The organism is Streptomyces sp. NPDC016640, from assembly GCF_043076215.1.
GTDB lineage: Bacteria > Actinomycetota > Actinomycetes > Streptomycetales > Streptomycetaceae > Streptomyces.
Map to the genome: position 1 here is coordinate 177,928 of NZ_JBIBRG010000013.1, position 26,912 is coordinate 204,839.

Consider the following 26,912-nt stretch of genomic DNA (forward strand, 5'->3'; position numbering starts at 1 on the left):
CCGGGCGAGGGCCGTCCGGGGGCGCGGAACGCCTCACCCGCCTCGTCACCGGCCACGTCGGCCCGCCCCCGGCGCCCGCCGGTTCAGCGGGCGGGACGCGGACGGGTGGTCGACGGGGGAGCGTACGTGCCGGTGCGCACGCGAAGCCGGGTGCGCGTCACCGCCGCCCCAGGAGGTCCAGGGCACGCTCCCAGCCGAACTCCGGCCGTGAGCCGTCCGCGCCGGTCTCCCCCGCGTACGGATCGCCGAAGCGCACGCCCATCCCGCGCAGCCGGACGAGACTCTCCCGGTAGGCGGGGTGGGCGGCCAGCGCGTCGGCCACGCACGGCAGGACGGCGATCGGCACGCCGAGTCCGGCCGCCTCGCACAGGGTGCCCAGGGCGAGGGTGTCCGCGATGCCGGCCGCCCACTTGTTGACGGTGTTGAAGGTGGCGGGTGCGACCACCACGGCGTCCGGGGCGGGGAAGGGGCGCGGCTCCCCGGGGGTCCGCCAGGCGGACCGGATCGGGCGGCCGGTCCGCGCCTCGACGTCGGCGGTGTCGAGGAAACCGTTCACGGCGGCCGGTGTCGCGATGACTCCGGCCTCCCAGCCGCGTTCCCGTGCGCGGGTGATGAGTTCGCCGACGTCCACGGCGACACCGGCGGCGCAGACCACGACGTACAGAAAGGGCTTGGGGCGCTTGTCCTGCTTCTCCGCCTGTTCGGTCACCCGGAGAGCCTAGTCACTCCCGGGGAGCCGATGGACCGTCACGGCCGGCGGGCACCGGGATCCCGCCCTGCGCGACCACCGCACCCCGCTCCCGCTGTCCGCCGCCGCACCCGCCGCGGGGCCGGCAGCGGCAGCCCGGCCGGAGCGGAGGACGGGCCCGCCGAGCGGGACATGACGGTCCGTGGGGTCCCCGTCCTCCCGCCGGCGCCGGACCGGCACGAGGGCTGGATCCGGGGCACCTCGCGGTCCGGTGCGCGTGAGGCACCGGACCGCGCGCGCACGGGCGTCAGGCCTCGCCGCGTTCCCTCGTGGCGGCGGGGCTTTCCCACGCCTCCCGCGCCTCCGGGGAACCGCGTTCGGTGATGTCGAGGAAGACCTGTTCCGCCTCGGGAACGGTGCGGACGATGGACCGCTTGATGCGTACGGCGATCTCCTCCACCCGCTCGCTGTCCAGACCGGGCACCAGGTCGACGCGGGCGGCCACCAGCGTGCTGTCCAGGCCGGTCTTCATCGTGAGGAGCGCCTCCACACTGTCTATCTCGGGCTGGGCCCGGAGCAGCTCCCGGATCCGCCGGCTCGCCTCCGGGTCGGCGGCCTCGCCGATCAGCTGGTCCCGGGCGTCGCGCCCGAGGCGGAAGGCGACGTACACCAGCAGCGCGCCGATGGCGAGCGAGGCCCCGGCCTCCCACTCCACCCGCCCGGTGATCATGTGCAGCGCCATCCCCGCGATGGCCAGGGTGACGCCCACCACCGCGGTGCCGTCCTCGGCGATCACCGTGCGCAGCGCCGGATCGCGCAGCGCCTTGCCCGTGTCGCCCTGCGCGCGCACCTGGTGAAGGGCCCTCAACAGCGAGCCGCCCTCGGCGAGCAGGGCGACACCGAGCACGACCAGTCCGGCCACATATCCGCTTCTCCCGTGCTCCCCGCCGCCGTTCCGCAGGGCCTCGACACCCTGGTAGAAGGAGAAGCAGCCGCCCATCACGAAGATGCCGACGGCCGCGAGCAGTGCCCAGAAGAACCGCTCCTTGCCGTAGCCGAACGGGTGCCGCCGGTCCGCCGGCCGCCGGCTGCGCCGCAGGGCGGCCAGCAGGAACACCTCGTTGACGCTGTCGGCCACCGAGTGCGCCGCCTCCGACAGCAGCGCGGGTGAGGACGCGGCCAGACCGCCGACCGCCTTGGCGGCCGCGATCACCAGATTGGCTGCGAGCGCCACCAGCACGGTGACGCGGGTTCTGCGATCCGATCGTGTACTCACCACCGCCGATTGCCCCGGTCGGCCTAGGTCACACCGTGCCGCCGGCGGAAAACGGGGAACGCGGTCACAGGGACATCGAAACGGCGAGAAGGAGACCATCATGAGCGGCCGCGACGACGGGGGCGGCGGCAACAACTCGTACGGCAGGAAGACGTTCAAGAGGTCGAAGGCGCACTTCGCGGACCGGATCACGGCGGACGGCCGGGACGGGTGGCCGGTGGCGGCCGGGCGTTACCGGCTCGTGGTGAGCCGCGCCTGCCCGTGGGCGAGCCGGGCCCTGGTGTCCCGGCGGCTGCTCGGCCTCGAGGACGCGCTCTCCCTGGCCGTCACCGACCCGGTCCAGGACGACCGCAGCTGGCGCTTCACCCTGGATCCGGACGGCCGCGACCCGGTCCTCGGCATCCGGTACCTGAGCGAGGCCTACGACCGGCGGGAGAGGGACTACCCGGGCGGCGTGAGCGTGCCGGCGATCGTGGACGTGTCCAGCGGGCAGCTGGTGACCAACGACTACCAGCGCATCACCCTGGACCTCGCCACCGAGTGGACGGCCCTGCACCGCGAGGGGGCGCCCGACCTGTATCCGGCGTCACGGCGCGACGAGATCGACGCGGTGACGGAGGACGTCTTCCAGGACGTCAACAACGGCGTCTACCGGGCAGGTTTCGCCACCGGCCAGGAGGAGTACGAGGCCGCGTGCACGGGGCTGTTCCGGCGGCTGGAGAAGCTGGCGGAACGGCTGGAGAAGCAGCGGTACCTCGTCGGCGACACCATCACCGAGGCGGACATCCGGCTGTTCACCACACTGGTGCGGTTCGACGCGGTGTACCACGGCCACTTCAAGTGCAACCGGTGGAAACTGACGGAGAACCGGGTTCTGTGGGCCTACGCCCGCGACCTGTACCAGACGCCCGGCTTCGGCGACACCGTGGACTTCGACCACATCAAGCGGCACTACTACCAGGTGCACACCGGTATCAACCCGTCCGGCATCGTGCCCCTCGGTCCCGACCTGTCCGGCTGGACGACCCCCCATCACCGTGCGGAGCTGGGCGGCCGGCCGTTCGGCGACGGCACGCCACCGGGGCCGGTGCCGGCCGGCGAGGAGGTGGCGGCCCGAGGCCGCCCCTGAACGCCTCCCGCCCGCCCCGGCACGACCATCCATTCACCCACCGACGCAACGACGAAGCCCAACAAGGAGATTGACGTGGCGAAGATGAGCAAGAAGACCAAGAAGAAGCTGCCGATGGCGTACAAGCCCATCGGGTTCGCGCTGGGCTGGGCGAGCGGCACCGTGGCGGGGATGGCCTTCCAGAAGACGTGGAAGGTGATCCGGCACGAGGACAACGCGCCGGACGCGCTGGACCGCGACCGCCGCTGGGGCGAGATCCTGCTGGCCGCGGCGATCCAGGGCGCCATCTTCGCGGTGGTGCGCAGTGCCGTGGACCGTGCGGGTGCCCAGGCCATCGAACGCTCCACGGGTGTCTGGCCGGTCCCGGAGAAGGGCGGCCGCGACTGACCCGTCCGTACGGACACCGTTGACGTCAACGGTGTCCGTACGGCTCCCCGCCGTCGCCGCGGGCGGGCGTCACCCCTGCTTGGGCGCCGTGGGGGTGCCTCGGCGGAGGATGAAGGAGTGGCCCGCCGGGTCGGCGTAGCCGCGTTCCCCGGTGGGCCCCGACGCGTCGCCCGACTCCATCGGGCGGCCGCCGAGGCCGACGATCCGGCGCTCCACCGCGTCCAGGTCGTCCACCACGAACTCCAGATGCGCCTGGAGGGAGTTCTCCGGGCGCGGCCAGCTCGGCGTGGTCGCGTTGACGTCGCGGCGCAGCGCCAGGCGGAAGCCGTCGGCGGCCCGGATCTCCACCCGGTTGGCGTTGGCGTGAACCTGTTCCGCCTCCAGCAACTCCCTGTAGAACTCGGCGAGTTTTTCGGGTTCGGCGCAGTCGAGCACCACCACGCCCGCAGTCACCAGTGCCATGTCTCCTCCTCGCGGTCCGGCGCGCGGGGCGTTCCTGCCCCGCCCGGTAGGTGACACCTGTCCCCGCTCGGCGGATTCAGTCGGGTGCCGGGGCGGCCGGCTCGGGACGGGCCGGGGGACGTGATCCACATCGCCCCGGGCAGTCGCGGACACGGCGACGGAGCGCGGTGTAGATCATTTACGCTGAGGGCGTCCTCGTACCGCTTCTCGGTCCAACTTCCGTACCGAGCAGTCGAGTTCGAGTGCGCCGACGGCCGCAACGGCCGCTCGCCCGCAGGGCCGGGGGACTCTGCGCTCCGTCTCCCGAAAGGAAGCACATGCCTCAGGACGTCCGGTTCGATCTCCCCTTCGACACCCCCGTCAGCGACCATCTCGAGTACGCCCGGGCCCGCCACCTGCGCTGGGTGTGGGAGATGGGCCTGGTCCGCAGCCGGGCCGGATTCGAGGAGTACAAGACCTGGGACCTGCCCCAGGCCGCCGCCCGCACCTATCCGCACGCCTCGGCCGAGGACATGGTGGTGCTGATGAACTGGTTCTCCCTCGCCTTCCTGTTCGACGACCAGTTCGACGCCGGCCGGCCGGACCGCGCGGACCGCATAGCCGAGGTGGCCCGGGAACTCATCGTGATTCCGCTGCGTCCGGCGGGGAGCCCGCCCAGGGTCGCCTGCCCCGTCACCGTGGCCTGGGCCCAGGTCTGGGATCACCTTTCGCATGGCATGTCCCTGACGTGGAGGACCCGGTTCGCGGCCTCCTGGGGCCGTTTCCTGGTGGCGCACTGCGAGGAGGTCGATCTGGCGGCCCGGGGGCTGGCCGGGACCCTGGACCTGGAGGAGTACGCCGCCTTCCGGCGCCGTACCGTCGGCATCCACCACAGCATCGACGCGGGCGAACGCAGCCGCGGCTTCGAGGTTCCGGCGCAGGCGATGGCGCATCCGCTGATGGAGCGCCTGCGCGATCTGGCCGCCGACGCCATCGGGTTCATGAACGACATCCACTCCTTCGAGCGGGAGCGGCGCCGCGGGGACGGACACAACCTCATCGCCGTTCTGCACCGGGAGCGGGGCTGCTCCTGGGAGGAGGCCGCCGCCGAGGCGTACTCCATGACGACCGCGTGCCTGACGGAGTACGCGGAACTGGAGGCCCGGGTGCCCGCGATGTGCGACGAGCTCGGGCTCGACGCGGACGAACGCGACCGGGTGCGCAAAGGCGTGGAGGCCATCCAGCACTGGATCAACGGCAACTACGAGTGGGCGCTGACCACCGGCCGGTACGCGGCGTCCAAGGAGGGCCCGGTGGCCACCGCGGAGCAGGCCGGGCGGGGCTCGGTGGACGACCTGCTGACCGTGTGAGACGGCCGTGCTGCCCGGTCACCGGGACCGGGCAGCGACCTCACGCGCCGAACTCGACCGGCAGACAGTCCAGTCGGGACTCCCAGGTGGAGGCGGTGGACCTGAGTTCCTCCGGAGGCACCGCCAGCCGCAGTCCGGGCAGCCGGTGCAGCAGGACGTCGACGGCTATCTCGATCACGGCCTGGCCGATGCTCTGCCCGGGGCACTCGTGGGGGCCCGAACTGAAGGCGAGGTGGGCCTGGTTGCCCTGGACGGAGACCCCGGTGTCCGGACGGATCTCGGGGTCCTGGTTGCCGGCGGCGAGGCCCAGCACCAGCAGGTCGCCCTCCTGGATGCGGTGACCGCCGAGCTCCAGGTCGCTGGCGGCGAAGCGGCCCGGCAGGACGGCCAGCGGCGGGCTGTCCCACATGACCTCCTCCACGACCGCGGAGATGTTCAGCTGACCGCTGATCAGTCCGGAGAGCCGCGAGGTGTCGGTGAGGACCAGTTGCAGCACCCGGGCCAGCAGGTTGCTGGTGGTGGTGTGCGCGGCGATCAGCACCAGACGCAGATGGCTGACGACCTCCTCCTCGTCCAGCCCGGCGCGATGCTCCAGCAGGGCGGTGGCCAGGTCGCTGCCGGGCTCGGTGCGTTTGCGCACGACGAGTTCCCCGAGGATCCGCTGGATGCGCCCGTCGTGCGTGACGGCGTCCCCGCCGCCCTTGAGGACCTGGGCGCAGGACTCGACCAGATCGCGTCCCTCCGCCTCGGGCAGCCCCAGCAGGCGGCTGAGCACCAGCATCGGCAGGTACTCGGCGTAGTCGCCGACCAGATCGGCGCGTCCGGCGTCCGCGAAGGCGTCGATCTGTTTGTTGGCGTAGTGCGTGGCGTGCCGGCGGATGCCGCGGCCGGCCGCCGCCTGGAGGGCGTCGGTGACGGCCGCGCGGAGCCTGCGGTGCGGTTCGCCGTCCTGGGAGACGCAGTCGGGACGCCAGGCGACCATCGGGATCAGCGGTGAGCTCTCCTCGATGCGGCCGTCGAGCCAGTCCCGCCAGATCCGGGCGTCCCGGCTGAACTGGCGGGGGTTGTCCAGCACCCGCCGGGCGTCCCGGTAGCCGAGCACCAGCCAGGCCGGCACCTCGCCCTCCAGGAGCACCGGTGCCACCGAGCCGTGCTCCTCGCGCAGCCGCTCGTAGATGCCGACCGGGTCGGTGGCCGCCTCGGGGCCGTACAGCCGGGTGGGTTCCGCGCCGTGGTGGGCCACGGGGCAGCCGCGGGGGGCCTCGGGGGCGCTCATCGTGACTCCACGGCGACGGCCGAGCGTTCCTTCAGGTGCCGGATGAGGGCGAGGAGCACATCGCGGCTCGCGGCACGGTCGCGGGCGTCGAAGGACACGACCGGGATGTGCGCGGGGATGTCCAGGGCGTCCCGGATCTCCTCGACCGGGTAGTCCCTGGAGTCCGGGAAGACGTTGAGGGCGATGACGAACGGCACCTTCTGCCGCTCCATCTCCTCGATCGCCCGGAAGCTGGAGGCCAGCCGCCGGGTGTCCACCAGGACGACCGCGCCGAGCGCCCCCTTGAACAGCCCGTTCCACAGGAACCAGAACCGCTCCTGGCCGGGTGTGCCGAACAGGTACAGCATCAGGCTGTCGTTGAGGCCGATCTTGCCGAAGTCCAGGCTGACGGTGGTCTGCGACTTGTCGGCGACCCCGATGAGGTCGTCGACGCCGGCGCTGGCCTGGGTCAGGGTCTCCTCGGTGGTCAGCGGCCTGATGTCGCTGACCGAGCGGACCATGGTGGTCTTTCCGGTGCCGAAACCTCCGGCGATCATCACCTTCACCGAGCGGATGTCCCCGCCGGCGTGCAGACCGGGTCGGTCAAAGCCTTTCAAGTCCACTGAGTACCTCCTCGAGGAGCGCAAGGTCGGGCCCGCGGCCGGCCACGTGTGCCGGGATGGGGTCACGGGCTTCGACACGGCCTGCGTCCAGCAGGTCCGACAGCAGCACCGCGAGAATGTTGAACGGCAGTCCCAGGTGGGCGCCGAGTTCGGCGACCGAGAGCGGCTCCCGGCAGCGCCGGACGATCTCCTCGTGCTCGTGCTGCAGCCCCGGGACGGGCTGGGAGCGGGAGACGACGAGGGTCGCCACGTCGAGGCCGGCCGCCGAATCGCCCGGTCCGCTGCGCCCCCCGGTGAGGACGTAGTAGCGCTCGAGACCGGACGGGTCCGCCGGCCGGCGGGGAGCACTCATCCAGAGTGCTCCTCCAGGCGCGGAGTGGTGCCGAGGAGCTCACCCATCCTGCGGGCGAGGTCCCTCATCTGGTGTCCGAGCAGCCCCTGGTCGAGGCCCTCCCGCGCCAGGACGCCGAGATAGGTCTCCACTCCGGCCCGGACCACGAAGAGATGACCGCCGTCGACCTCGATCATCGCCAGCCGCAACTGTCCGGCGTACGCGGGGAACTGCTCGGCGACCGGCTGGGCCAGGGCCTGCAGGCCGGCCACCACGGCGGCGAAGCGGTCCACGTCGTCGGGGTCCTCGGCGCCGTAGGAGGTGATGGCCTTGCCGTCGCTGGAGGCCACGAGGGCGAAGCGGATCTCCTGGATGCTCTCGACGAGATCGCGGAGCGCCCAGCTCACGTCGGTTCCCTGGTGCGTCATGTGGTCTGGTCGCTCTCTTCGGTGCGGTGCTCGGTGGACTCACGTCCGGTGGGGATGTCGGGGCCGCCGGCCGGACGCGGCAGCCGGTCGGTGCCGCGTCCGGCGGTGGCGAAGGCGGCGAGGCCGGCGAAGGACGCCTCCGGCGGTACGACGGACACGGTGCCGTGCTGCCCGGGCCCGGTCCGCCCGGCGGGCTGCGGGGTGTCCGTTGCGGACCGCCTGCCGCTGCGGCGCCGGGGCAGCCCGCCGGGGGTGGTGCCGGCGGAGTCGTCCGCGGGCGCTCCGGCGGGGGGGACCGGCGCCCCGCCGGGCGCCGCGGTGAGGGCCTCGGCGGCGGTGGACGTGGCGGTGGTGGGCAGCGGACTGAAGTACTTGTGCGGTACGACGACCACCACGGAGGTGCCGAGCCACGGTGAGTCCGCGAAGGTGACGCTGATGCCGTAGCGGCGGGCGAGGATGCCGACGACCCGCAGGCCGATGTTCGCGTCCTCGGTGATGCCGCCGATGCCCGCACCGGGCGAGGTGCCCGCGAGGGCGTGTTCGGCCTCGCGCTTCTTCTCCTCGCTCAGACCCTTGCCGGAGTCCTGGATCTCGATGCCCACACCGTTGGGGACCTCGCGGCCGGAGACCACCACGGGTTCGGTGGGCGGCGAGTAGCGTGCCGCGTTGTCGAGGAGGTGGGCGAAGATCAACGTGAGGTGGTCCACCAGGCCGCCGTCCACGCCGAGTTCGGGCAGCCGGCTCAGCCGGACGCGGTGGAAGTCCTTGATCCGGCCGATGCCGCCGCGCACCACGCTCAGCAGCCGCTGCGGTTCCTGCCACTGCCTGCCGGGCCGGTCCGATCCGCCGAGGACGCCGATGCTCGCGGCCAGGCAGTCGGCAGGGCCGATCTCCTGGTCGAGTTCCATCAGCCCCCGGGCGACGGCCGGGAGCCGGCCGTGCTCGCCCTGCATCTCGTGCAGCCGGCCGCGGAGCTTGCTGGTCAGTACGTGGATGCGGTTGCCGATGCTGATGACGGCCTGCTCGGCGGAGGTGGAGCGGTCGAACTCCTCCTCCAGGCCGATGAGCGCGACGCGCAGGATCTTGCGGAGTTCGGCCCGGAGACCGGCGCCGGCCTCCGCGCACCCCTCGACGCTCGGCAGCAGGTCGTCGATGGCGTCACCGGCACGCAGCCGGCCGATCGCCTCGGGGAGCTGCTCGTCGGCAAGGCGGGTGATCGCGGCCAGCTGATGGGACAGCTGCTCCTGCCACGCCTCGGTCCGTTCGGCGAGCCGGGCCTCATGGGTCCTGGCCTGCTCGGCCAGCCGCTCCTCGAACGCCCGCGAGTGGTCCGCGAGCTGGGCCTCGTAGGCGGCGCCCTGCTCGGCGAACGCGTCCTCCCGAGCGGCGCGTTCGGCGGCGAGCTTGCGCTCCTGGCCCGCCATGTGCTGCTGCCACTGCTGGGTGTGCTCGGCCTGCGCGGTACGGAAGGCGGCCTCGGACCGCAGCAGCCGGGCCCGGCTGCGGAGCATCAACCGCACGCACACGGTGCAGGCCGCCGTCGCCGCGGTGCCGAGGACGGCCGTGGTGAGCCCGTCCGAACTCATCGACGCGGCGGCGATCGTTCCGCCGCCGAGGCCGAGCGGCATCAGCCACCAGCCGTACCGGGCGACAGGGGGCCGCGCCGCCGGTGGCGGAGTGGCGAGTTCCATCTGCATCCTTCGGAGCGACACGATCGAAACGGGGGGTGTGCAAGGGGGCCACACTCATGGGTGCGCACCGCGGAGCCACCTGTCGTGATGAGGGTCAACTCGCAGCGCTGGTAAGGAGCTTATCCGGTTCAAGGCCTTGCGGATCAAGTTCGCCGGCTGCCCGACGTGAGGATTCCGTCACGCTCCGAAGAGGGGCCGTGCGGCCGGCCGGGCGAGTTCGGAAGAACTCGGTCGCAATTCGAAGACATATGACAATCGAACATGCTGCAATGCACTCGACCGGGGGTAACTTGCAGGAGGGGAAGCGGTGTTGGAGCCGATCCCCTCCCCGTTGCACGGAGCAAGCTGGAGGCGATGGCGTCGTGCGGTACGAACCTGCACCGCTGACCCGGCACCTGCGCGTCCGCCAGGACCGGGGGCACACGGTGCTGGAGTTCCGCGGTGAGATCGACATCGCCGCGGCCGCGGAGATCGTCCCCCACCTGGACATGGCGACCGCCGAACCGGGCGTCCGGATCGTGATCGACCTGACCCACGTCGAGTTCTTCGACCTGTCCGGTCTGCGTCTGGTGTACCGGGCCCGGCGCCGCGTCACCGACGGGTCCGGCCGACTGCGCCTGGTCTGCGCCCACCCGCTGACCCTGCGCATGCTCCGGATCACCGGCGCGTCCCGCGTGCTGCCCCCGTGGCCGACGCTGGAGGCGGCCCTGGAGCAGCCCGGGTCCGCCTCCGGCCCGGCGTGACGGCGTCCCCGGTCGCCGCCGGGCCGGATGCCCGCCGCGCCCCTTCGTGCTTCCGGTGCGGTCCTCCGCTCCCCAACCGTTGTGTCTGGCAGCGGAACCAAGGGGCATGCGCAGGGGAGAAAGGAGGGCCGTTGCCATGACTGCTCCCGTGAAGGCGCCGCCGCGGCGCGTGCCGGGCTGGGTGAAGGTGCTCGGCGCCGTGGTGGTGCTGCTCGCCGTGCTGTTCGCCGGAATCCGGCTCAGCGTGCTGCCGGGACTGAAGGACCTGTTCGGCACGGAGACCCGGGACCGTTCCGGCCCCGCTCTCCTGGAATCCGTCCAGGACATCAGCCGCTACGAGGCCGCCACGGGCAACTTCCAGGTGGTGGTGGACCTGGAGAAGGACACGAGGTTCCTGCCCGACGCCGTCCGCGGCAGCCGCACGCTGTACGTGGGCGCCGGCACCGTCGACGCCTATGTCGACCTGGGCTCGCTGGACGAGGACGACGTACGGGTCGACGAGGACCGTACGTCCGCCACGCTGCGGCTGCCCCATGCCCGCCTGGGCACACCGGCCCTGGACCCCGAGCGCTCCTACGCCGTCTCCAAGCAGCGCGGCCTGCTCGACCGCCTCGGCGACCTCTTCTCGGACAACCCCAACGGCGAACAGGCCGTGCAGAAGCTCGCGGCGCGGCACATCGGCGACGCGGCGAAGGAGAGCGGACTCACCGCCCGGGCCGAGACCAACACCACGGACATGCTCGAAGGCCTGCTGCGTTCGCTGGGGTTCGAGAAGGTGCGGGTCACCTACGGCGACTGACCCGCGCCGGCCTCTGTATGACGGCCGCCGACGGGGGTAACCGGCTCAGCACACATCGAAGTTGACCACTGGAGGATCAGATGGCACGCGCCGCCCCACGTCCGCTCCCCCTGCCCCTGCGGCTGCTGGCGATGCTGTGCGCCTTTGTGTTCATGGTCGTCTTCGCGGTCGTGCTGGCCCGGCTCACCCTGCAGCCCTCCCCCGCCTCGGAGGCACTGACCCACACCAACCTGCACCCGGGCCGCTCCCTGCGGGCGTATCTGGACCAGCCCGGGCTGCGCGACGCCGTGCGCCAGATCGGCGGCAACATCCTGCTCGGCGTGCCCTTCGGCGTCCTCGCGCCGGTCGTCGCACCGCGCACGCGCGGGTTCCTGCGGGTGCTGGTGCTGACGGCCGTGGTGATGCTGCTGGTGGAGTGCGCGCAGGGCCTCCTGGTGACCGGACGCGCCTTCGACGTCGACGACGTCATCCTGAACAGCAGCGGGGCGCTGATCGGTTACCTGCTGGTGGGCCGGCGCCTCGGCCGGACCGTGCACGCGCGCGAACCCGAGGCCTGAGACCCGCCCGGGGCGCGTGGTCTCAGGGACGCTCGCTCTCGTGCCGCCGCCGCCGATGGGCCCCGCGTACCGTCCAGGTCAGCTTGTCCCCGCCCACCCAGCGGATCACGTCCGGGTCGTCCAGGTCGTGGATCGTGATCCCGAACGCGGCGGCGGCGTGCAGCACGTCGGTGACGGTCCTGGCCGCGCCGACCACCTGTCCGTCGATCTCCACGATGCGGAACGGCGGGGCCCCGGGCTGTACCCCGAGCACCATGATCCGCGGGTGCGACATGTACGGGCTCGCGCTTTCGGTCATGCCTTCGAGGGTAGAGCCCAAACAGGGCGAATGGGGCGTCCTGGACGCCCCCGGGCCGCTTCCGTTCAGGGCCGCCGCCAGTCGTCGCTCGCCAGGTGCGACCCCGCCTGGGGCCCCATCCGCAGCATTCCGCCGTCCACGCTCCAGGAGGCGCCGGTCACGTAGGAGGCGTCGGGTCCGGCCAGGAAGGCGATCACCGCGGCGACCTCACGGGCGTCGCCGGGCCGCCCGAGCGGAATGCCGGGACGGCTCTCGGTGTGCGGATCGGTGTCCTCCTGGCCGGTCATCGGTGTGGCGATCTCGCCCGGGGCGACCGCGTTGACGGTGATGCCGTGTTCGGCGAGCTCCAGCGCCATCACCTGGGTGAGCAGTCCCAGACCCCCCTTGGCGGCGCAGTACGGCGCGGCACCCACCCGCGGCTGGTGCTCGTGCACGGACGTCACGTTGACGATGCGGCCCCCGCCGCCCTGCCGGATCATGTGCCGCGCCGCCTTCTGCCCGCACAGGAACGGACCCAGGAGATCGACGTCGAGCACTTCGCGGACCTTCTCGGGCTCCAGGTCGAGGAAGGACGTCATGGTGCCCGTGCCCGCGTTGTTGACCAGGACGTCGATCCGGCCCAGACGGTCGCGCAGCTCGTCGACCGTGTCCGCGGCGCCGGGCAGCCGGGTGAGGTCCATCCGGGCCACCTCGGCCCGCCGCCCGTGCGCCCTGACCTCCTGTGCCGTCTCCTCGGCGCCCTCGCGGTCGCTGTGCCAGGTGATGCCGACGTCCATGCCCGCGGCGGCCAGGCGTACGGCGGTGGCCCGGCCGATGCCGGAGTCGGCGCCGGTGATCACGGCGGCCTTGCCGCCGGTGGTGGTGGGCTGGGACATGGGTGACCTCCTGTCGGAACGCCGGGCATCCGGCGTGCGGAACGCGATGACGCATCGCAGTACCCCGGTGCGCGCCCGGCCAACCCCGGCTTCCGCCGCGCGACGGATCCCGTGGAGGCGCTGGAACGGCGCTGGAGCGGTCCCCGGCGCCGGGCCGGGACCGGACCGGCGGGTCCCCGGGCGCGCCCGGGCACAGGAGGGCGGGGTGCCGCCCGAGCGGGTCGTCACCACCTGGCCCCGGGAGGCGCTGCCGGCGCGGGTCAGGGACCGGAAGGTGCCCGCCGGAGTGGCGGACGGCTGAGGTGGTACCCGGACCGCCCACGAGGAGACGGAGGGAACCGCGTATGGAACGGGCGGCCGTGTTCGACGTCGACGGCACTCTGGTCGACACCAACCACCTGCATGTGACGGCCTGGTGGGAGGCGTTGCGGCAAGCGGGCCACCGGGTGCCGATGCACGCCGTCCACCGGGCCGTGGGCCTGCCCTCCTCCGATCTGGTCGCCCATCTGCTGGGCGAGGACCGGGACACCGGACGCGACGCGGAACTGAGCGCCGCGCACAAGGCGCTGTACGGACAGTACTTCGACCGGCTGCCCGCGCTGCCGGACGCCGGCCGACTGCTGAAGCGGCTGCACCGGGACGGCTGGACGGTGGTGCTGGCCACCTCGGCCGGGGGCGCCGAGCTGGGCGCGCTGCGCCGCGCGATCGACGCGGACGAGGCGATCGCCGCGACGGCGAGCGCCGACGACGTCGAGGAGGGCAAGCCCTCCCCCGAACCGGTCGAGCACGCCCTGGAGCTGGCCGGGGTGCCCGCGGAGCGGGCCGTGTTCGTCGGTGACACGGTGTGGGACATGCAGGCGGGCAGCAGGGCCGGCGTGCGCTGCGTGGGCGTGCTGTGCGGCGGTATCCCGCGCGCCGATCTGGAGGGGGCAGGCGCGGACGTGGTCTACGACGACCCGGCCCGTCTCCTGGCGTCGCTGGCGGAGAGTCCCCTGGCATGAGCTCCCGGTGGCACCCGGCAGGGCACTACCGGGACATCCACGGCACATGGCACGGCACCAGGACATCCGCGTCACATGGCGCGTATGAGGGAAGAACCACGAGAGGGGCACACGGTGGGGCGGGCGGTCTCGGCGGCACGGGTACGGGATGCCGCACGGCGGGACGCGAGATCCTTCGGCCGGGCGGCGCGGGCCGTGTGGCGGGGGCCGGGGCGGGAGCGGGAGCTGCTGGTCCAGTCGTTGAAGGCGGCCGCGGCGGCGCTGCTGGCCTGGCTGGTGGCACAGGTCTGGCTCGGCGACCCGATGGCCCTGATGGCGCCCTGGGTGGCGCTCGTCCTGGTGCAGGCCACCGTCTACAGTTCGCTGGTCCAGGGGGCGCGGCAGTTCACCGCCATGTGCATCGGGGCCCTGGTGGCGTCGGGGGCGCAGGCGGTCACCGGCGACACGACGGGCGCCCTCGCCCTGTCGGTCCCGGTGCTGGTGCTGCTGTCGAACTGGCCGCGCTTCGGCGACCAGGGCATCTACGCCGCCACCACGGCGGTGTTCACCATCGCCACCGGTACGGTGAGCGCGGTCGCCGTCGGGCACCGGCTGGGGCAGGCGGCGCTCGGCGCGGTCATCGGTGTCGCCGTGAACGCGCTCGTCCTGCCTCCGGTCCATCTGCGGGACGTACGGAAGAACCTGGCGGCGCTCGCCCGGGAGACGGGCGAGGTGCTGCGCGCGGTCGCCGGGGATCTGCGCGAGGGCGAGTGGGACGCGCAGACCGCCGCCCGCCGGCTGGACGCGTCGGTACGCCTGGGGAGACGCGTGGAGGCCCTGCGCTCGGCCCGCGGCTGGAGCAAGGAGAGCCTGCGCCTGACCTCGGGCGTCCTGCGCGCCCTGCACCGGGTGCCGGCCGGGGCCGTTCCGCCGGAGGAGGAGGACGAGCGGTTCGCGCGCGTCACCGGGCATGTCACGGCGCTGACCCGCACGCTGGCGGTGGCCGCCGACGAGGACCGCACGCCCGCCGCGCCGGACGCGGAGGTGCTGCGCTGTTACGCGGAGCTGCTGGAGCTGATCGGCGACACCTGCCGCGCGGAGGCGGACCGGCTGCTGGACGCCGGTGCGCGCACGGACCCGCTGCTGGACGAGCGGACCGACCGGGTGATGCGGGACCTGCACACCAGGCTGCAGGACGGGCTGCGGGAGCACGCCGGACAGGGTGCCGCGCGGACGACCGTCCTGGGCACGCTGCTGCTCCAGGCCGAGAACCTCTGGGCCGACCTCGACCCCGGCGCACGGGACGATGACGACCACCGGGCACGTGACGCGTGCCGGTGACACACATCACGCCCACCACTCGCTGAAAACGGAACAGCCAGCGGTGGTTGTCCGTTGAACAGAGCGTGGGTGCGGATGGGACAGTGTCCCCGGGCCTCATCATCCGCCCACAGGGACGATCGTCCGGCTGAAGCCCTGTGGAGCCTTTCGCCGAGAGGTGACCGCCGTCCACGCCCACCACCGTGCCGCCCCGGCCGTGATTCCCCCGTCACGGCCGGGGCTTTCCGCTGTCACCGCCCCGGCGTGCTCCCGCCCGGGGGGCCGACCCGGAGCGGACGGCCCGGAGCGGACGTGAACGTCCTCGTCCGGGGGGTACTCGGCCCGCTCCGCGAAGGGTGTGGCCGAGAGGAGCGGAAGGTGAGCAGCGCAGCGGGCATGAGGGTCGTCGTCACGGGCGCCACCGGCAATGTCGGGACCAGTGTGGTGCGGGTGCTGTCGGAGGAACCGGAGGTCGGCTCCGTGCGGGGCCTGGCCCGGCGGCTCCCCGAGTGGTCGCCGCCGAAGACCGAGTGGTCGGCGGTGGATCTCGCCTCGGACCGGTCGGACCTCGCCGGGGAGTTCGCCGACGCGGACGCGGTCGTCCACCTGGCCTGGGCGTTCCAGCCGACGCACGACCCGGCGAGCACCTGGCGCACCAATGTGCTCGGCAGCATGCGGGTGTTCGACGCGGTAGCCGAGGCGGGGGTGCCGACGCTGGTGCACGCCTCGTCGGTCGGGGCGTACTCGCCGGGTCCGGGGAGCGGGGCGGTGACCGAGTCGTGGCCGACGCACGGCTGGCCGGACGCCGCGTACTGCCGGGAGAAGGCCTACCTCGAGCGGGCCCTGGACACCTTCGAGCGGGACCATCCGCAGACGCGGGTGGTGAGGATGCGCCCCGCGTTCCTGTTCAAGCGGACGTCGGCGAGCGAGCAGCGCCGCATCTTCGGGGGCCGTTTCCTTCCGGGACCGCTGGCGCGGCCCGATCTGCTGCCCTTCCTGCCCGACATCCCGGGACTGCGGGTGCAGGCGCTGCACACCGACGACGCCGCCCACGCCTACCGGCTGGCCGTGCTGTCCGCCGACGCCCGGGGTGCCTTCAACCTCGCGGCCGAGCCGCCCGTGGACGCGGAGCTGCTCGGGGAGATGCTGGGGACCCGCCGGGTGCGGCTGCCGCGTACGGCGGCCCGGTCGGCGGTCGCCGCCGCCTGGGGGCTGCGCCTGCTGCCCGCCTCCCCGCACCTGTTCGACGCCGTGCTGAGGCTGCCGCTGATGGACTGCACGCGTGCCCGCGTGGAGCTCGGCTGGCGTCCGGTGCGCACGGCGACGCAGGTGGTGGAGGAGTTCCTGCTGGGCATGCGGGAGGGCGCCGGGGAACCCACGGAGCCGATGCGGGGGCACAAGGTGGGCTGAGCTCCACGTTTCGCCGGCCCCCGGGGTGGTACTCGCGGGGGCCCGCGTACGAACGAAGGGAGAGCGACGTGACCGACCACCGCCTCGAAGGACCCGGTGAGAACGGCGCCGGCATTCCCCGGGACCTGCCCGACCAGCAGGCCGGCGCCGACGAGGACCCCTGGGAGGTCGCGCCCGCGGCCGCGGAGCGGGAGAGCAAGGACGGCAAGGACGGCGAGGACGGCGAGGACGGGGCCCGCGGGCCGGAGGAGCGGACCGTGCCGGCCGGGTCGGGCGAGCGCGCCGAGCCGGCCGGGCCGGACGACTCCGCCGAAGCCGGCGGGTCCGGGCCCGACGTCCCCGACACGGACGAGGCCGGCACCGGCCGGCAGGGCGCCCCGCACTCGGCGTCCGGCACCCCGGGACAGCCCGTGCCGGACGAGCCCTCCGGGTGACGCGGGCACCCCGTCTCAGCGCGGGACGCGGTCCTGGAGCGCCGTGTGCCAGGCCGGCGGCGGGGACTGCGGGTCCGGATCGGGGCGCCGCCCGCCGCGGGTGAAGAAGTCGGCGAGCGGCAGGATCGCGGCGCCGACGGTGACCGCGTCGGGACCGAGGCGGCCCAGTTCGATCGTCACGTTCTCGGCCGGGTGGCGCAGCGCGTACGACAGGGCGTGCTTGCGCACGGCGGGCAGGAAGCGGGAGCCGAGCTGGAGACCGGCCCAGCCGCCCATGAGGATGCGTTCCGGCTGGAAGAGGTTGATCAGATCGGACAGGCCGGCGCCGAGGTACTCGGCGGTCTCCTCCAGGACCGCGAGCGCGACCGGGTCGGCGGGGGTGTCGTCGGCCGGGTAGGCGGCGGCCAGCATCGTGGTCAGTGCCGTCTCCTCGTCGGTGCCCCCGGGCACCCGGCCGCCCTCCTCGCCCCACCGGGCGAGCAGCGACTCGGCGCCCGCGTACGCCTCCAGACAGCCGAGCGCGCCGCAGCGGCAGCGGCGTCCCCGGACCCGCACGGTCAGGTGTCCCCATTCGACCGCCCGGCCGTGTTCCGCCTCGGGCGTGACCAGACAGGCGCCGACGCCGGAGCCGAAGAGGACCACGAGGGCGTTGCGGGCGCCGCGTCCGGCGCCGAACCACATCTCGGCCTGCCCGAGGGTCTTGGCGCCGTTGTCGATGAAGTACGGCACCGTGGCGGGCAGCGGGGAGCCGGTGCGCAGCAGGGACTCCAGGGGGATCGCGTCCCAGCCGATGGTCTGACCGTGCACCACGGCGCCCCGGTCGGGGGTGCGCTCGACGATGCCGGGGACACCGATGCCGACGCCGAGGAGCCGTTGGGGGGCCAGGCCGGCGGTGGCGAGCACCTCGTCGATGCCGGAGCGGATGTGGTCGACGATGACGTCGACCTCGTAGCCCTGCTGCTCCAAGGGGAGCTCCGCGCGGGCGAGCTCGGTGAGGGTCAGGTCGAACAGTTCGACGCGCACCCGGGTCTCCCCCACGTCGACGCCGATCATGTGACCGCTGACCGGTGCCACCCGCAGCAGGGTGCGGGGGCGGCCGCCGTCGGAGTCGACGCTGCCGGCCTCCTCGACCAGGCCGTCGGCGATCAGGTCGGCGACGACATTGCTCACGGAGCCGGAGCTCAGCCCGGTGGCGGGGCCGAGTTCGAAGCGGCTGAGCGGGCCGTCGAAGTACAGCCGTTGCAGCACGGCCGTGCGGTTGGCCCGCCTGAGGTCGCGCACCGTGCGCCCGTTCCGCGCCGCCATGTGGCTCCTTCCGATACCCTGCCCGACCTGCAACATACCGCCGGGAACCGGCTCGGCGCGACTTTTCCCCACCCTTATTTCATGATGTGAACTAACAGAGGGCGTCGATCTCCTCGAGCGCGGCCCCCAGCTCCGGGACGACCGCGTCCCGGACCCAGCGCCCGTGCTCCTCCCCGACCGCCCGCGGAACCGTCTCGGTGACCATGATCAGGTAGAGGTGGGCGCGGTAGAGGGCGAGGCGGAGGCGGGCGCCCGTGCCGAACTCCGCGCGGCCCCCGGCCTCCCCGTATCCGGCGAGGAACGCCTCGTCCTGCCTGATGTCGCCGAGCAGCGCCAGGGAGACGAAGTCGGCGAGCGGGTCGCCCCAGACCATGCGCTCGCCGTCGACGAGCCCGCCGATCCGGGCCCGGCCCGCCGCCGGGCGGTCGACCAGGATGTTGCCCGGCCACAGATCGAAGTGGACCAGCGCCGGCTCGGTGACCTCCTCGAGCGCGGGGGCGGCGGTACGGATCGCGGCGGCCACCTCGCCGGCCGGGCGGGGCAGCCGGACGCCGTAGTGCCGGGCGTCGGCGAGCACGGCGTCGGTCATCGCGGTGAACGCCGTCCGCCAGTCGGGGGCGAGCGGGCCGAGGGCACCGGACGGGTGGCCGAACCCGGGCCCGGTCACCCGGTGCAGCCGGGCCACCTGACGGCCGAGCTCCGTGCGCAGTGCCGTCCGCTCCCCGTCGGAGGGCGCCGCCTCCGTCCAGGGCACGCCCGGACAGGCGGTCATCAGCAGATGCGGTGCGCCGGTGTCGCCGTCGACGGACACCACGCGCGGCGCCGGGACGCCCGCCGCGGCGGCACCCGCGCAGAACTCGGCCTCGGAGACGACGAGACGCCGCTCGTGGCGGAGGCCGGGGACGGCGGACGCGGGCGGGATCTTGAGCACGTAGCGGCTCCCGTCGTCCAGGACGAGTTCCTCCACGGTGTTGTAGGTGCCCCCGCCCAGCGGTCGCACCCGCGCGAGGGCGTCGGGCGGCAGCCCCGCCCGCGAGAGCACCCGCCGGGCCCGCTCCCAGGAGTCCCCCACCGTGTCCACCCCTCCCCCCGGCGACTGCGGTACAGGGTACGGAACCGGCTGGGGTACGGCGCCCGGGAAAAGAACTCGCCTCCTCGGCCGCCCGCTTCCTACCCTGAGCCGGAGACCCAGACCCCCCGGGTTTCGAAAGTCCGGGCCAGGAGAACACCTCATGAGAGCACTCACCGAGCGGGACATCCGCGACGCGTTCATCAACTGCTCGAAGGGTGAGGCCAAGCGGCTGGCCGTCCCCCGTGACCTGGAGGAACGCCCCTGGGACGACCTCGACTTCCTGGGCTGGCGGGATCCGGGCGCACCGGACCGCAGCTATCTCGTCGTCGAGCGCGCGGACCGCCTCGTCGGGGTGGCCATGCGCTTCCAGCCCGCCCGGCGCGGATTCCTGCACCGCAGCATGTGCTCCCTGTGCCTGACGACCCATCCGCGCGGCGGCGTCTCGCTGATGACCGCGCGCAGGGCGGGCACGGCCGGCCGGGAGGGCAACTCGGTGGGCGCCTACATGTGCACCGACCTCGCCTGTTCCCTCTACCTGCGGGGCAGGAAGGTCCCGGAGACCGGCACCCGCTTCGAGGAGAGCCTGACCCTGGAGGAGCAGATCGCCCGCACCCGGGGCAACCTGTTCGCCTTCCTCGGCAAGCTCTAGGCCGGTCCGCTCCCGGGCGCCGGACGTCCCGGTTCGTCCCTCGGCGGACTACCGTCGCTCCTGGACACGTTCGATGCGCCGGGTGAGGGGAAACCGTCCGAGGATGCGAGAGGTACGTGAGTGGACGGCCCCAGCCCTGCAGTTCGTCAAACGACACCGGGACCCGGTGGCCGTACAGACCGTGCGGTCGGCCGCCGCGGCGACGATCGCCTACGTCATCGCGCTGCGGCTGAGTCCGGAGAGCGCCCCGCTCACCGCGCCCCTGACCGCGCTGCTCGTCGTCCAGGTGACCCTGTACTCCACGCTCACCACCGGCGTGCGCCGGGTGAACTCCGTGGTGGCCGGGGTCGTCGTCGCCATCGCCTTCAGCCTCCTGGTGGGTCTGACCTGGTGGAGTCTGGGCCTGCTCATCCTGGCCTCCCTGGTCGTCGGGCACGTCGTCCGTGTGCACGAGTTCGTGCCCGAGGTGGCGATCAGCGCGATGCTGGTGCTCGGGGTGACCACCGTCGGGGACACGGCCTGGGCGCGGATCCTGGAGACGCTGATCGGCGCGATCGTCGGGCTCGGCTTCAATCTGCTGCTGGCGCCGCCGGTGTGGGTGGAGGAGGCCGGCGAGTCGATCGAGGGAATGGCGCGCCGGGTACGGCAGTTGATGCTGCGCATCGGTGAGCAGGCGGCGGTCCGCACTCCCGTGCACCACGCGGCGGCCCGGCTGCACGAGGCCCGCCGCCTCGACCACGAGATCGTGGAGGTGGACGCGGCCCTCAGGCAGGCGGAGGACAGCCTGCGGCTCAATCCGAGGGTGCGGGAGGGCCTGCTGCACCGGGTGGTGCTGCGCACGGGTCTGGACACCCTGGAGATCTGCACGGTCGTTCTGCGGGTGCTGGCGCGCACCCTGACCGACCTCGCCAAGGAACGCGAGTCGGAGCCGCTGTTCGAGCCGGAGACGGGCGCCGCTCTGGAGCAGCTGCTGTCCGAGATCGCCGACGCCGTGGTCAGTTTCTCGGTGCTGGTGACCACCAGTGCGAGCACGAGCGCCGAGTCGGCGGAGGAGCGGCTCGCCTCGGAACTGCGGCAGGCCGCCGCGACCCGCGACAAGCTGGCGCGACTGCTGCTGGAGGGGGTGCAGCGGGACGCCCGGCAGTGGCAGTTGCACGGCGCGGTGCTGACCGAGGTCAACCGCATCCTGGACGAGATGGACACCGAGCACCGTTCGCGCCGGCTGCTGGAGGAGCTGGACCTGCACACCCGCGAGCAGCGCGAACGGATGCCGCGGATCGGCAGGCTCCGGGAGCGGGCGCGCCGCGTCCGTCGCGCCGTGCCCCGTCGTCCCGGGTGACCCGGCCGGACGAGGGCGCGCACGCCCCGGCCGGTGACGTGACGGGGCCGCGGCCGGCCGCCGACGGACCGGTCGCGGCGGCCCGCGGGGCGCGGTCCCGTCCACGACGGCGACCGGTGGCCGCCGCGGCGCTTGCGCGCTCCGGGTGACCGGCGCCATGGTGGCTGTGGCCGCGGTGACGAGCGACGACCTCGAGGGGCGTGGATGAGCAGGGTTGACTGGGGCAGGCGCCGTTTCGTCGGCGCCCTCACGGGGGCGGCCGCCGCGGTGGCGCTCCCGGCGTGCGAGGACACTCCGCCACGGGGGGACGCGTCGTCCCCGCGGGCCCCCGGGACGAGCACCGAAGCGGCGCGCGGGAGCAGTGGTCCGTCCGGGCCGCGCCCCCTCTACCTGGGCACCTACACCTCGGCCGACGGCGGCGGCAAGGGCATCGGACTGGCCGGGTACGACCCCGTGACGGGACGGATCACCGGCACGGGCACGCTCACCGGCGTCGGCGATCCGTCGTATCTGGCGGTGCATCCGGACGGCCGGACGCTGTACGCGGTGAACGAGCGCGAGGAGGGCGCGGTGACCGCCGTCCGCCTGTCCGACCGCACGGTCCTGGGCAGCCGGGACACCGGCGGCGCGGGTCCGTGTCATCTGTCGGTGCACCCGGACGGACGCCACCTGCTGAGCGCGAACTACGGCTCCGGCAGCGTCGCGGTGCACCCCATCGACGCCTCGGGGGCGCTCGGGGCGCGCACCGAGCTGGTCACGCACTCCGATCCGCCACCGGGCCCCGGGCAACAGGGCCCCCACGCCCACCAGTTCATCACCAGTCCGGACGGGGGCCATGTCCTCGCCGTCGATCTGGGCACGGACACGGTCTACAGCTACCGTCTCGACGCCGGGGCCGGCACGCTCACCGAGACGTCGCGGGCGAGCACCCGTCCCGGTGCCGGACCGCGTCATCTCACCTTCCATCCCGGGGGGCGGTACGCCTATCTCGCCAACGAGCTCGACAACACCGTGGCGGTGTGCGCGTACGATCCCGCCTCGGGGCGTCTGAGCATCGGCGCGGCGCAGTCCACGGGCACGGGCGCGGGCACCAGTTACCCGGCGCAGATCCTCGTCACCGGGAACGGCCGGTACGCCTACCTCGCCAACCGCGGTCACAACAGCCTCACCCGTTATGCCGTCGAAGCGGACGGCGCGCGGCTGAGGCTGCTGGACACCGTGCCGGTCGGCGGTGACTTCCCGCGCCAGATCGCCTTCTCCCCCGACGGGGCGCTGCTGTTCGCGGCGAACCAGCGGTCCGGCACCGTCAGCGTGTTCGAGGTGGACCGGGACAGCGGTGAACTGCGGTCGGCGGGCGAGCCGTTCGCCTCACCCGTCGCCGTCTGCGCGCTGCCGCTGTAGCGCCCGGGGGCAGGAGGCGGCGCTCGCCCGGGAGAGCAGCACATGCATGCGTTCGGTGAGTGTGGCCACGTCGTCGGCGGGCGCGTGGAACGGCAGGCGCACGTCGCCGCCGGTGCGGACGCGTTCGACGCGCAGGGTCAGCCCGTGCCGGTCGACGGCGAGCGGCTGGACGCGGACCGCGCCGTGCAGGCTGCCGGCGTCGACCAGCCGGGTCAGCCGTTCGACCGCGTCGGCGTGGCGGTCGGCGAGGTGGGTCAGCAGCCGGGCCTCGGCGGTGGCGAGCGGGTCGGGCGCGGCGGCGGCGAAGTCCTCGACGTCGACGACCACGGCGCCGGACGGCTGCCGGAGCACCACGCGCGTGGGCCGGAGGACGAGGTGGCCGTCCCGGACGGAGAACCAGCCGGCGAGCCACAGCCGGGCCCGGATCCGGCTGCGCACGGGAACGGGCGCGACGTCGGCGAACTCCAGCACGGCGGACGGCTCTCCGCGGGGCGCGCAGATCGCGGCGGCGAGCAGGGCGCTGTCCTCGGGCACGTCCAGCAGTACCCGTCCGTCGTCGGTCACGCGGTGGGCGCCGACGAACTCCTCCCGGGTACCCTCCGCGGTCACCGCGCAGGACCATGCCGCGGCGAGCACCGAGCGGGCCCGCTCCGCCGCGCCGGGCGCGGCCGTCCAGCCGTGCGTGTCGTCACCCATCCCGAACCTCCTCTTAGGTAAGCCTTGCCTAACTTACCGAAGATCGGGGCGCGCGCCAACCGGGTGACGTGGTCTCTGCGAGGTCTTCCAGGCGCGGGCACGCCCAGCAGGACGTGCGCGCACAGGTCGCGCACCCGCTCACGCCCCGGCTCCGGGCCGCGGTGGAGGACGCCGGCCGCGCACGGCGAGACGGGTGCCCACGCCCCGGGGGCCGCACTCGGGATCCTCGGCGGGCGCGGCCGGGATCCGCCCGCTCCCCCGCCGCCGCGCACTGCCCGCCCCGCGGACCCGCGGGTGACCCGGGCCGGCCCGGGTCTCCGGCCGGCCCCCGTGGTTCCGCTCACCCCTCCTCGGCCGGCACCTCCAGACGTCCGAGCCGGTCGGGGTCGGCCAGGATGTAGAGGCCGGTGATGCGGCCGTCGGTGACGGTGACGGACATGACCGATCGGATGTGGCCGTCCACCACACTGAGCAGGCCCGGCGCGTCGTTGACCAGGACCATGCGGGCCGCCGCGGTGTACCGGGCGAACATGAGCGCGGACTCGGCCACCGTCTTCGCGCCCCGCAGCGTCCTGGACCCCGCCACGCCGCGGACCAGCGCCCCCGCGTCGGCCCGCAGCACCACGTCGGGATGGAGGACGGCGACCAGCGCCTCGAAGTCGCCGCCGCGCGCGGCGGCCATGAAGGCGTCGAGTGCCTGCTTCTGCCGGCGGGGGTCGGGATCGGACGAGGGGGTCGCGTCCCGCACCCGGCGGCGGGCCCGGCCGGCGAGCTGGCGGGTCGCGGCCGTGCCGCGCCCCACGACCGGGGCGATGTCGTCGAAGGGCACGGCGAACATGTCGTGCAGCACGAACGCGAGCCGCTCGTCCGGCTCCAGCCGCTCCAGCACCACCAGCAGGGCCACGCCCACCGAGTCGGCGTGCAGCGCATGCTGTTCCGGGTCCGCCCGGGAGAGGGGCCGGATCACCGGGTCCGGGACGAAGGTCTCGTCCAACGGCTGCTCGCGGCGCGCGGTGCGGGAGCGCAGCAGGTCCAGACAGATCCGGCCGGTCACGGTGGTCAGCCAGCCGCCGAGGTTGCCGATCCCGCCGGCGCCGGTGCGGCCCAGCCTCAGCCAGGCCTCCTGGACGGCGTCCTCCGCCTCGGACAGCGAGCCGAGCATGCGGTAGGCGACCGCCTGAAGATGTCCGCGGTGCTCCTCGAAGCGCCGCGCCAGCAGTTCCCCGTCGTCGTCCACGGGGCTCACCGGGGGAACAGCTCGAAGGCGACCGCGGGCCGGCCCCCGAACCGCCGTCCCGCCTCCTGCGCGGTCCGCGTGAGGAAGCCGCGGGCGTAGGCCTCCGGGTCCTCGTCCGTCAACGCCTCGATGTAGGAACGGTGTTCGAGCAGGGAGCGCACCGCCCGCTCCAGCCCGTCCGTCGCGTCCACGGCGTGCGTCGGGGTGCTGGAGCCGGCGACCGCCACCCAGCGGACTCCGTCCCAGGGCTCGAGGCCGCGCCCGGCCGGTTCGGGGAAGATCCACCGGTTGCCGGCGTCACCCGCCGCGTCGAGCGTGGCCCGGCCGACGGCCACGTGGTCCGGGGTGTTCCAGGAGGTGCCGCCCCAGGTGTCCCGGTGGTTCAGGGTGATCACCAGTTCGGGCCGGTACCGGCGGACGGCGGCGGCGATGTCCCGGCGCAGCGCGGGGCCGTACTCGACGACCCCGTCCCGGTGGTCGAGGAAGTCGACCTGCGACACGCCGACCACGGCCGCACTCGCCCGCTGCTCCCGCTCCCGGAGCGGGCCGCACCGCGCCGGCTCCAGTGAGTCGATGCCCGCCTCGCCGCGGGTGGCCAGGACGTAGACGACCTCGCGTCCGGCGTCGGTCCAGGACGCGATGGCCGCGGAGCAGCCGTACTCGAGGTCGTCCGGGTGGGCGACCACGGCCAGGGCGCGCTGCCAGTCGTCGGGCATGGGCTCGAGTTGACTGATCGTCGGCTCGGTCATGCCCGCAGACTAACCCCCCGCGCCGGCCTCGCACCGGGACCGCCGCACCGGCCTCGCACCGGGACGAGCCCCGGCGCGAGGCCGGTGCGGCTCACACCTCGTCCCGGGCCAGGGAGAGCAGCCGGTCCAGGACGCGGGGGCCGCCGGCCCGGACGCCGTCGTGCTCGAACTCGTCGGTGACCCAGGTGCGCAGGCCGCGGATCGCCCGCGCCGTCTCCAGGGAGTGGGCCGTGTCGACGTACATGTCGTCGTGGTAGACGGCCGCCGCGACCGGGACCTCGTTGGCGGCCAGGCGCGCCGGGTCGTACAGGGGCGTCCAGTCGGTGCGGGCGGCGAGCAGTTCGGCGGTCTCGCGCAGCGGGCGCAGGGCGGGATCGCAGTCGAACGCCCACGGGTGGACGGTCTCGCCGGTGAACAGCAGCGGTTCGTCGCCGGCGAGCGCCTTGGCCGCGTCGAACCGGGGGAACTCGGCCCGCACGCGTTCGGCCGACCAGGCGGTGGGCCGGGCGTCCTGGGCGTAGCTCGCCTCGTGGACGAGCGCGTACAGCGGGTGGCCGGCGTAGGACAGCAGGCCCTGTGCCTGCTCCTGGAAGGCGTCGGAGAGCGCGGGGCCGCCCGGGGTGGGGACGAAGGCGTCCTCCAGGAGGTGGTGCAGCCGGTGACTGCCGTCGCCGCGGCCGAGCATGATGCCGAAGGACTGGAACGCCTCGACGGTGAAGCGGTAGCCGTTGGGGAGGACGACCTCGTGGGTGAGGAGGTGGTCGGCGATGCGGCGGGCGCGTTCGACGTCCTGCGGGTAGCGGGCGTAGTGCGCGGCGACCTTGCGCTCGACGCGCGGGTAGGCCGCCCGGTAGACGTCGTCGGCGTGCGCGTCCAGGGCGGGCAGCCCGCCGGTGACGAGAGCGGTGTCCAGTCCCTCGGGGGCGGTGGACAGATAGGACACCGTGCAGAAGCCGCCGAAGCTCTGGCCGAGCACGGTCCAGGGGGCGCCGCCGGTGACCTCGGGGCGGATGGCCTCGCAGTCCCGCACGATCGAGTCCGCGCGGAAGCGGGTGAGGTAGTCGGCCTGTTCGGCGGGGCCGCCGCGCAGCGGGAGGGTCTGCCGGTTCGCCGGGGTGGAGCTGCCGGTGCCGCGCTGGTCCAGGAGGAGCACCCGGTACTCCTGCACCGCCCGCCCGAGCCAGGCCTCCCTTCCGACGAAACGGTTCGCCCCGAAGCCGGGGCCGCCCTGGAGATAGAGCAGCCAGGGCAGTTCCCGGTCGGCCCGGTCGCCGGCGACGACCTCGCGCGCGTACAGCTCGATCGTCTCCCCCGAGGGACGGTCGTGATCGAGGGGCACGGTGAACCGGCGGTCGGTGAGAACCACTCCGGGCTGGCGGTAGCTGACGGTCAACGGGGCTCCTGGGACGAACGGATTGTCGGACCGTGA

Annotated in this window: 29 protein-coding genes; 13 read left to right on the forward strand and 16 right to left on the reverse strand. The window is 73.6% G+C overall.

Going from position 1 to position 26,912, the window contains the following annotated elements; genetic code table 11:
• Positions 1-157: 157 nt before the first annotated feature.
• Both ACF07S_RS25320 and ACF07S_RS25325 read right to left on the reverse strand, forming a co-directional pair.
• Entirely contained in the window at positions 158-709 is a 552-nt protein-coding gene (locus ACF07S_RS25320; RefSeq protein WP_391975187.1) for a flavoprotein, read from the reverse strand.
• A gap of 286 nt (positions 710-995) precedes the next feature.
• On the reverse strand, positions 996-1,928 hold the full coding sequence (locus ACF07S_RS25325) for a cation diffusion facilitator family transporter (protein ID WP_391975208.1): 933 nt from the start codon (positions 1,926-1,928) through the stop codon (positions 996-998).
• Positions 1,929-2,064: 136 nt separating this feature from the next.
• On the opposite strand from ACF07S_RS25325, the gene ACF07S_RS25330 reads away from it, so the two are divergent.
• The gene (locus ACF07S_RS25330) at positions 2,065-3,093 is read left to right on the forward strand and encodes a glutathione S-transferase family protein (RefSeq protein WP_391963197.1); all 1,029 of its coding nucleotides are present in this window, start codon (positions 2,065-2,067) and stop codon (positions 3,091-3,093) included.
• An 84-nt stretch (positions 3,094-3,177) separates the two neighbouring features.
• On the forward strand, positions 3,178-3,480 hold the full coding sequence (locus ACF07S_RS25335; protein ID WP_391963486.1) for a DUF4235 domain-containing protein: 303 nt from the start codon (positions 3,178-3,180) through the stop codon (positions 3,478-3,480).
• Positions 3,481-3,549: 69 nt separating this feature from the next.
• Here ACF07S_RS25335 and ACF07S_RS25340 read toward each other — a convergent pair whose 3' ends face one another.
• Positions 3,550-3,942, reverse strand: coding sequence for a VOC family protein (locus ACF07S_RS25340; protein ID WP_391963198.1), 393 nt, complete (start codon positions 3,940-3,942; stop codon positions 3,550-3,552).
• A 317-nt stretch (positions 3,943-4,259) separates the two neighbouring features.
• On the opposite strand from ACF07S_RS25340, the gene ACF07S_RS25345 reads away from it, so the two are divergent.
• On the forward strand, positions 4,260-5,291 hold the full coding sequence (locus tag ACF07S_RS25345) for a 7-epi-alpha-eudesmol synthase (protein ID WP_391963199.1): 1,032 nt from the start codon (positions 4,260-4,262) through the stop codon (positions 5,289-5,291).
• 40 nt (positions 5,292-5,331) lie between these two features.
• Here the strand turns inward: ACF07S_RS25345 and ACF07S_RS25350 are convergent, their stop codons facing one another.
• The 5 genes from ACF07S_RS25350 to ACF07S_RS25370 are packed head-to-tail and all read right to left on the reverse strand — an operon-like array spanning position 5,332 to position 9,619.
• Positions 5,332-6,567, reverse strand: coding sequence for a cytochrome P450 (locus ACF07S_RS25350; protein ID WP_391963200.1), 1,236 nt, complete (start codon positions 6,565-6,567; stop codon positions 5,332-5,334).
• Positions 6,564-7,169 carry an ATP/GTP-binding protein gene (locus tag ACF07S_RS25355; protein ID WP_391963201.1) on the reverse strand — a complete coding sequence of 202 codons (606 nt, stop codon included), beginning with the start codon at positions 7,167-7,169 and terminating at the stop codon, positions 6,564-6,566. The genes ACF07S_RS25350 and ACF07S_RS25355 overlap by 4 nt, the downstream gene beginning before the upstream one ends.
• On the reverse strand, positions 7,150-7,521 hold the full coding sequence (locus tag ACF07S_RS25360) for a DUF742 domain-containing protein (protein ID WP_391963202.1): 372 nt from the start codon (positions 7,519-7,521) through the stop codon (positions 7,150-7,152). Before ACF07S_RS25360 ends, ACF07S_RS25355 begins: the two co-directional genes overlap by 20 nt.
• The gene (locus ACF07S_RS25365; RefSeq protein WP_391963203.1) at positions 7,518-7,928 is read right to left on the reverse strand and encodes a roadblock/LC7 domain-containing protein; all 411 of its coding nucleotides are present in this window, start codon (positions 7,926-7,928) and stop codon (positions 7,518-7,520) included. Before ACF07S_RS25365 ends, ACF07S_RS25360 begins: the two co-directional genes overlap by 4 nt.
• Positions 7,925-9,619 (reverse strand): ATP-binding protein, encoded by a 1,695-nt coding sequence (locus ACF07S_RS25370; RefSeq protein ID WP_391975188.1) that lies wholly within the window; start codon positions 9,617-9,619, stop codon positions 7,925-7,927. Before ACF07S_RS25370 ends, ACF07S_RS25365 begins: the two co-directional genes overlap by 4 nt.
• Positions 9,620-9,981: 362 nt before the next feature.
• Here ACF07S_RS25370 and ACF07S_RS25375 point away from each other — a divergent pair, with 362 nt between their 5' ends.
• The 3 genes from ACF07S_RS25375 (at position 9,982) to ACF07S_RS25385 (ending at position 11,718) form a co-directional block, all read left to right on the forward strand.
• Complete coding sequence (locus ACF07S_RS25375) at positions 9,982-10,362, forward strand: anti-sigma factor antagonist (protein WP_391963205.1); 381 nt, start codon at positions 9,982-9,984, stop codon at positions 10,360-10,362.
• A 136-nt stretch (positions 10,363-10,498) separates the two neighbouring features.
• Entirely contained in the window at positions 10,499-11,161 is a 663-nt protein-coding gene (locus ACF07S_RS25380; protein WP_391963206.1) for a DUF4230 domain-containing protein, read from the forward strand.
• An 80-nt stretch (positions 11,162-11,241) separates the two neighbouring features.
• Positions 11,242-11,718, forward strand: a complete 477-nt coding sequence (locus ACF07S_RS25385; protein ID WP_391963207.1) for a VanZ family protein — start codon at positions 11,242-11,244, stop codon at positions 11,716-11,718.
• A 22-nt stretch (positions 11,719-11,740) separates the two neighbouring features.
• Here ACF07S_RS25385 and ACF07S_RS25390 read toward each other — a convergent pair whose 3' ends face one another.
• Together ACF07S_RS25390 and ACF07S_RS25395 are read right to left on the reverse strand one after the other, a co-directional pair.
• Complete coding sequence (locus ACF07S_RS25390; RefSeq protein ID WP_391963208.1) at positions 11,741-12,016, reverse strand: hypothetical protein; 276 nt, start codon at positions 12,014-12,016, stop codon at positions 11,741-11,743.
• 65 nt (positions 12,017-12,081) lie between these two features.
• Positions 12,082-12,891 (reverse strand): SDR family oxidoreductase, encoded by an 810-nt coding sequence (locus tag ACF07S_RS25395; RefSeq protein WP_391963209.1) that lies wholly within the window; start codon positions 12,889-12,891, stop codon positions 12,082-12,084.
• A 344-nt stretch (positions 12,892-13,235) separates the two neighbouring features.
• Between ACF07S_RS25395 and ACF07S_RS25400 the strand changes: the two genes are divergently transcribed.
• The 4 genes from ACF07S_RS25400 (at position 13,236) to ACF07S_RS25415 (ending at position 17,035) form a co-directional block, all read left to right on the forward strand.
• Positions 13,236-13,892, forward strand: coding sequence for an HAD family hydrolase (locus tag ACF07S_RS25400; protein ID WP_391963210.1), 657 nt, complete (start codon positions 13,236-13,238; stop codon positions 13,890-13,892).
• Positions 13,893-13,976: 84 nt separating this feature from the next.
• The gene (locus ACF07S_RS25405) at positions 13,977-15,212 is read left to right on the forward strand and encodes an aromatic acid exporter family protein (RefSeq protein WP_391975189.1); all 1,236 of its coding nucleotides are present in this window, start codon (positions 13,977-13,979) and stop codon (positions 15,210-15,212) included.
• A gap of 357 nt (positions 15,213-15,569) precedes the next feature.
• Positions 15,570-16,601 carry an SDR family oxidoreductase gene (locus ACF07S_RS25410; protein ID WP_391963212.1) on the forward strand — a complete coding sequence of 344 codons (1,032 nt, stop codon included), beginning with the start codon at positions 15,570-15,572 and terminating at the stop codon, positions 16,599-16,601.
• A 68-nt stretch (positions 16,602-16,669) separates the two neighbouring features.
• Positions 16,670-17,035 carry a hypothetical protein gene (locus ACF07S_RS25415; RefSeq protein ID WP_391975190.1) on the forward strand — a complete coding sequence of 122 codons (366 nt, stop codon included), beginning with the start codon at positions 16,670-16,672 and terminating at the stop codon, positions 17,033-17,035.
• Positions 17,036-17,050: 15 nt separating this feature from the next.
• Here the strand turns inward: ACF07S_RS25415 and ACF07S_RS25420 are convergent, their stop codons facing one another.
• Positions 17,051-18,340 carry an ROK family protein gene (locus tag ACF07S_RS25420; RefSeq protein ID WP_391975191.1) on the reverse strand — a complete coding sequence of 430 codons (1,290 nt, stop codon included), beginning with the start codon at positions 18,338-18,340 and terminating at the stop codon, positions 17,051-17,053.
• Between the two features lie 91 nt (positions 18,341-18,431).
• Positions 18,432-19,412, reverse strand: coding sequence for a phosphotransferase family protein (locus ACF07S_RS25425; RefSeq protein ID WP_391963487.1), 981 nt, complete (start codon positions 19,410-19,412; stop codon positions 18,432-18,434).
• Positions 19,413-19,572: 160 nt separating this feature from the next.
• Between ACF07S_RS25425 and ACF07S_RS25430 the strand changes: the two genes are divergently transcribed.
• From ACF07S_RS25430 to ACF07S_RS25440, 3 genes are all read left to right on the forward strand, one after another.
• Positions 19,573-20,061 carry an FBP domain-containing protein gene (locus tag ACF07S_RS25430; RefSeq protein WP_391963215.1) on the forward strand — a complete coding sequence of 163 codons (489 nt, stop codon included), beginning with the start codon at positions 19,573-19,575 and terminating at the stop codon, positions 20,059-20,061.
• 103 nt (positions 20,062-20,164) lie between these two features.
• Positions 20,165-21,400 carry an aromatic acid exporter family protein gene (locus ACF07S_RS25435; protein WP_391963216.1) on the forward strand — a complete coding sequence of 412 codons (1,236 nt, stop codon included), beginning with the start codon at positions 20,165-20,167 and terminating at the stop codon, positions 21,398-21,400.
• Positions 21,401-21,604: 204 nt separating this feature from the next.
• Entirely contained in the window at positions 21,605-22,801 is a 1,197-nt protein-coding gene (locus ACF07S_RS25440) for a lactonase family protein (RefSeq protein ID WP_391963217.1), read from the forward strand.
• On the opposite strand, the gene ACF07S_RS25445 is transcribed toward ACF07S_RS25440, so the two are convergent.
• The 4 genes from ACF07S_RS25445 to ACF07S_RS25460 form a co-directional block, all read right to left on the reverse strand.
• Positions 22,769-23,497, reverse strand: coding sequence for a DUF2470 domain-containing protein (locus ACF07S_RS25445; protein ID WP_391975192.1), 729 nt, complete (start codon positions 23,495-23,497; stop codon positions 22,769-22,771). The genes ACF07S_RS25440 and ACF07S_RS25445 overlap by 33 nt on opposite strands.
• 340 nt (positions 23,498-23,837) lie before the next feature.
• Positions 23,838-24,743, reverse strand: a complete 906-nt coding sequence (locus tag ACF07S_RS25450) for a sigma factor (protein WP_391963219.1) — start codon at positions 24,741-24,743, stop codon at positions 23,838-23,840.
• On the reverse strand, positions 24,740-25,483 hold the full coding sequence (locus ACF07S_RS25455) for a PIG-L deacetylase family protein (protein WP_391963220.1): 744 nt from the start codon (positions 25,481-25,483) through the stop codon (positions 24,740-24,742). The genes ACF07S_RS25450 and ACF07S_RS25455 overlap by 4 nt, the downstream gene beginning before the upstream one ends.
• 91 nt (positions 25,484-25,574) lie before the next feature.
• Positions 25,575-26,876, reverse strand: a complete 1,302-nt coding sequence (locus ACF07S_RS25460) for an alpha/beta fold hydrolase (protein WP_391963221.1) — start codon at positions 26,874-26,876, stop codon at positions 25,575-25,577.
• Between the last annotated feature and the right edge of the window lie 36 nt (positions 26,877-26,912).

Excerpts from the sequence above, each read along its gene's own strand:
- ACF07S_RS25330 (WP_391963197.1), top strand. The coding sequence starts at position 2,065 with ATGAGCGGCCGCGACGACGGGGGCGGCGGCAACAACTCGTACGGCAGG.
- ACF07S_RS25335 (WP_391963486.1), top strand. The coding sequence starts at position 3,178 with ATGAGCAAGAAGACCAAGAAGAAGCTGCCGATGGCGTACAAGCCCATC.
- ACF07S_RS25340 (WP_391963198.1), bottom strand. The coding sequence starts at position 3,942 with ATGGCACTGGTGACTGCGGGCGTGGTGGTGCTCGACTGCGCCGAACCC.
- ACF07S_RS25345 (WP_391963199.1), top strand. The coding sequence starts at position 4,260 with ATGCCTCAGGACGTCCGGTTCGATCTCCCCTTCGACACCCCCGTCAGC.
- ACF07S_RS25350 (WP_391963200.1), bottom strand. The coding sequence starts at position 6,567 with ATGAGCGCCCCCGAGGCCCCCCGCGGCTGCCCCGTGGCCCACCACGGC.
- ACF07S_RS25360 (WP_391963202.1), bottom strand. The coding sequence starts at position 7,521 with ATGAGTGCTCCCCGCCGGCCGGCGGACCCGTCCGGTCTCGAGCGCTAC.
- ACF07S_RS25365 (WP_391963203.1), bottom strand. The coding sequence starts at position 7,928 with ATGACGCACCAGGGAACCGACGTGAGCTGGGCGCTCCGCGATCTCGTC.
- ACF07S_RS25370 (WP_391975188.1), bottom strand. The coding sequence starts at position 9,619 with ATGGAACTCGCCACTCCGCCACCGGCGGCGCGGCCCCCTGTCGCCCGG.
- ACF07S_RS25380 (WP_391963206.1), top strand. The coding sequence starts at position 10,499 with ATGACTGCTCCCGTGAAGGCGCCGCCGCGGCGCGTGCCGGGCTGGGTG.
- ACF07S_RS25385 (WP_391963207.1), top strand. The coding sequence starts at position 11,242 with ATGGCACGCGCCGCCCCACGTCCGCTCCCCCTGCCCCTGCGGCTGCTG.
- ACF07S_RS25390 (WP_391963208.1), bottom strand. The coding sequence starts at position 12,016 with ATGACCGAAAGCGCGAGCCCGTACATGTCGCACCCGCGGATCATGGTG.
- ACF07S_RS25395 (WP_391963209.1), bottom strand. The coding sequence starts at position 12,891 with ATGTCCCAGCCCACCACCACCGGCGGCAAGGCCGCCGTGATCACCGGC.
- ACF07S_RS25400 (WP_391963210.1), top strand. The coding sequence starts at position 13,236 with ATGGAACGGGCGGCCGTGTTCGACGTCGACGGCACTCTGGTCGACACC.
- ACF07S_RS25405 (WP_391975189.1), top strand. The coding sequence starts at position 13,977 with ATGAGGGAAGAACCACGAGAGGGGCACACGGTGGGGCGGGCGGTCTCG.
- ACF07S_RS25420 (WP_391975191.1), bottom strand. The coding sequence starts at position 18,340 with ATGGCGGCGCGGAACGGGCGCACGGTGCGCGACCTCAGGCGGGCCAAC.
- ACF07S_RS25430 (WP_391963215.1), top strand. The coding sequence starts at position 19,573 with ATGAGAGCACTCACCGAGCGGGACATCCGCGACGCGTTCATCAACTGC.
- ACF07S_RS25435 (WP_391963216.1), top strand. The coding sequence starts at position 20,165 with ATGCGAGAGGTACGTGAGTGGACGGCCCCAGCCCTGCAGTTCGTCAAA.
- ACF07S_RS25440 (WP_391963217.1), top strand. The coding sequence starts at position 21,605 with ATGAGCAGGGTTGACTGGGGCAGGCGCCGTTTCGTCGGCGCCCTCACG.
- ACF07S_RS25445 (WP_391975192.1), bottom strand. The coding sequence starts at position 23,497 with ATGGGTGACGACACGCACGGCTGGACGGCCGCGCCCGGCGCGGCGGAG.
- ACF07S_RS25455 (WP_391963220.1), bottom strand. The coding sequence starts at position 25,483 with ATGACCGAGCCGACGATCAGTCAACTCGAGCCCATGCCCGACGACTGG.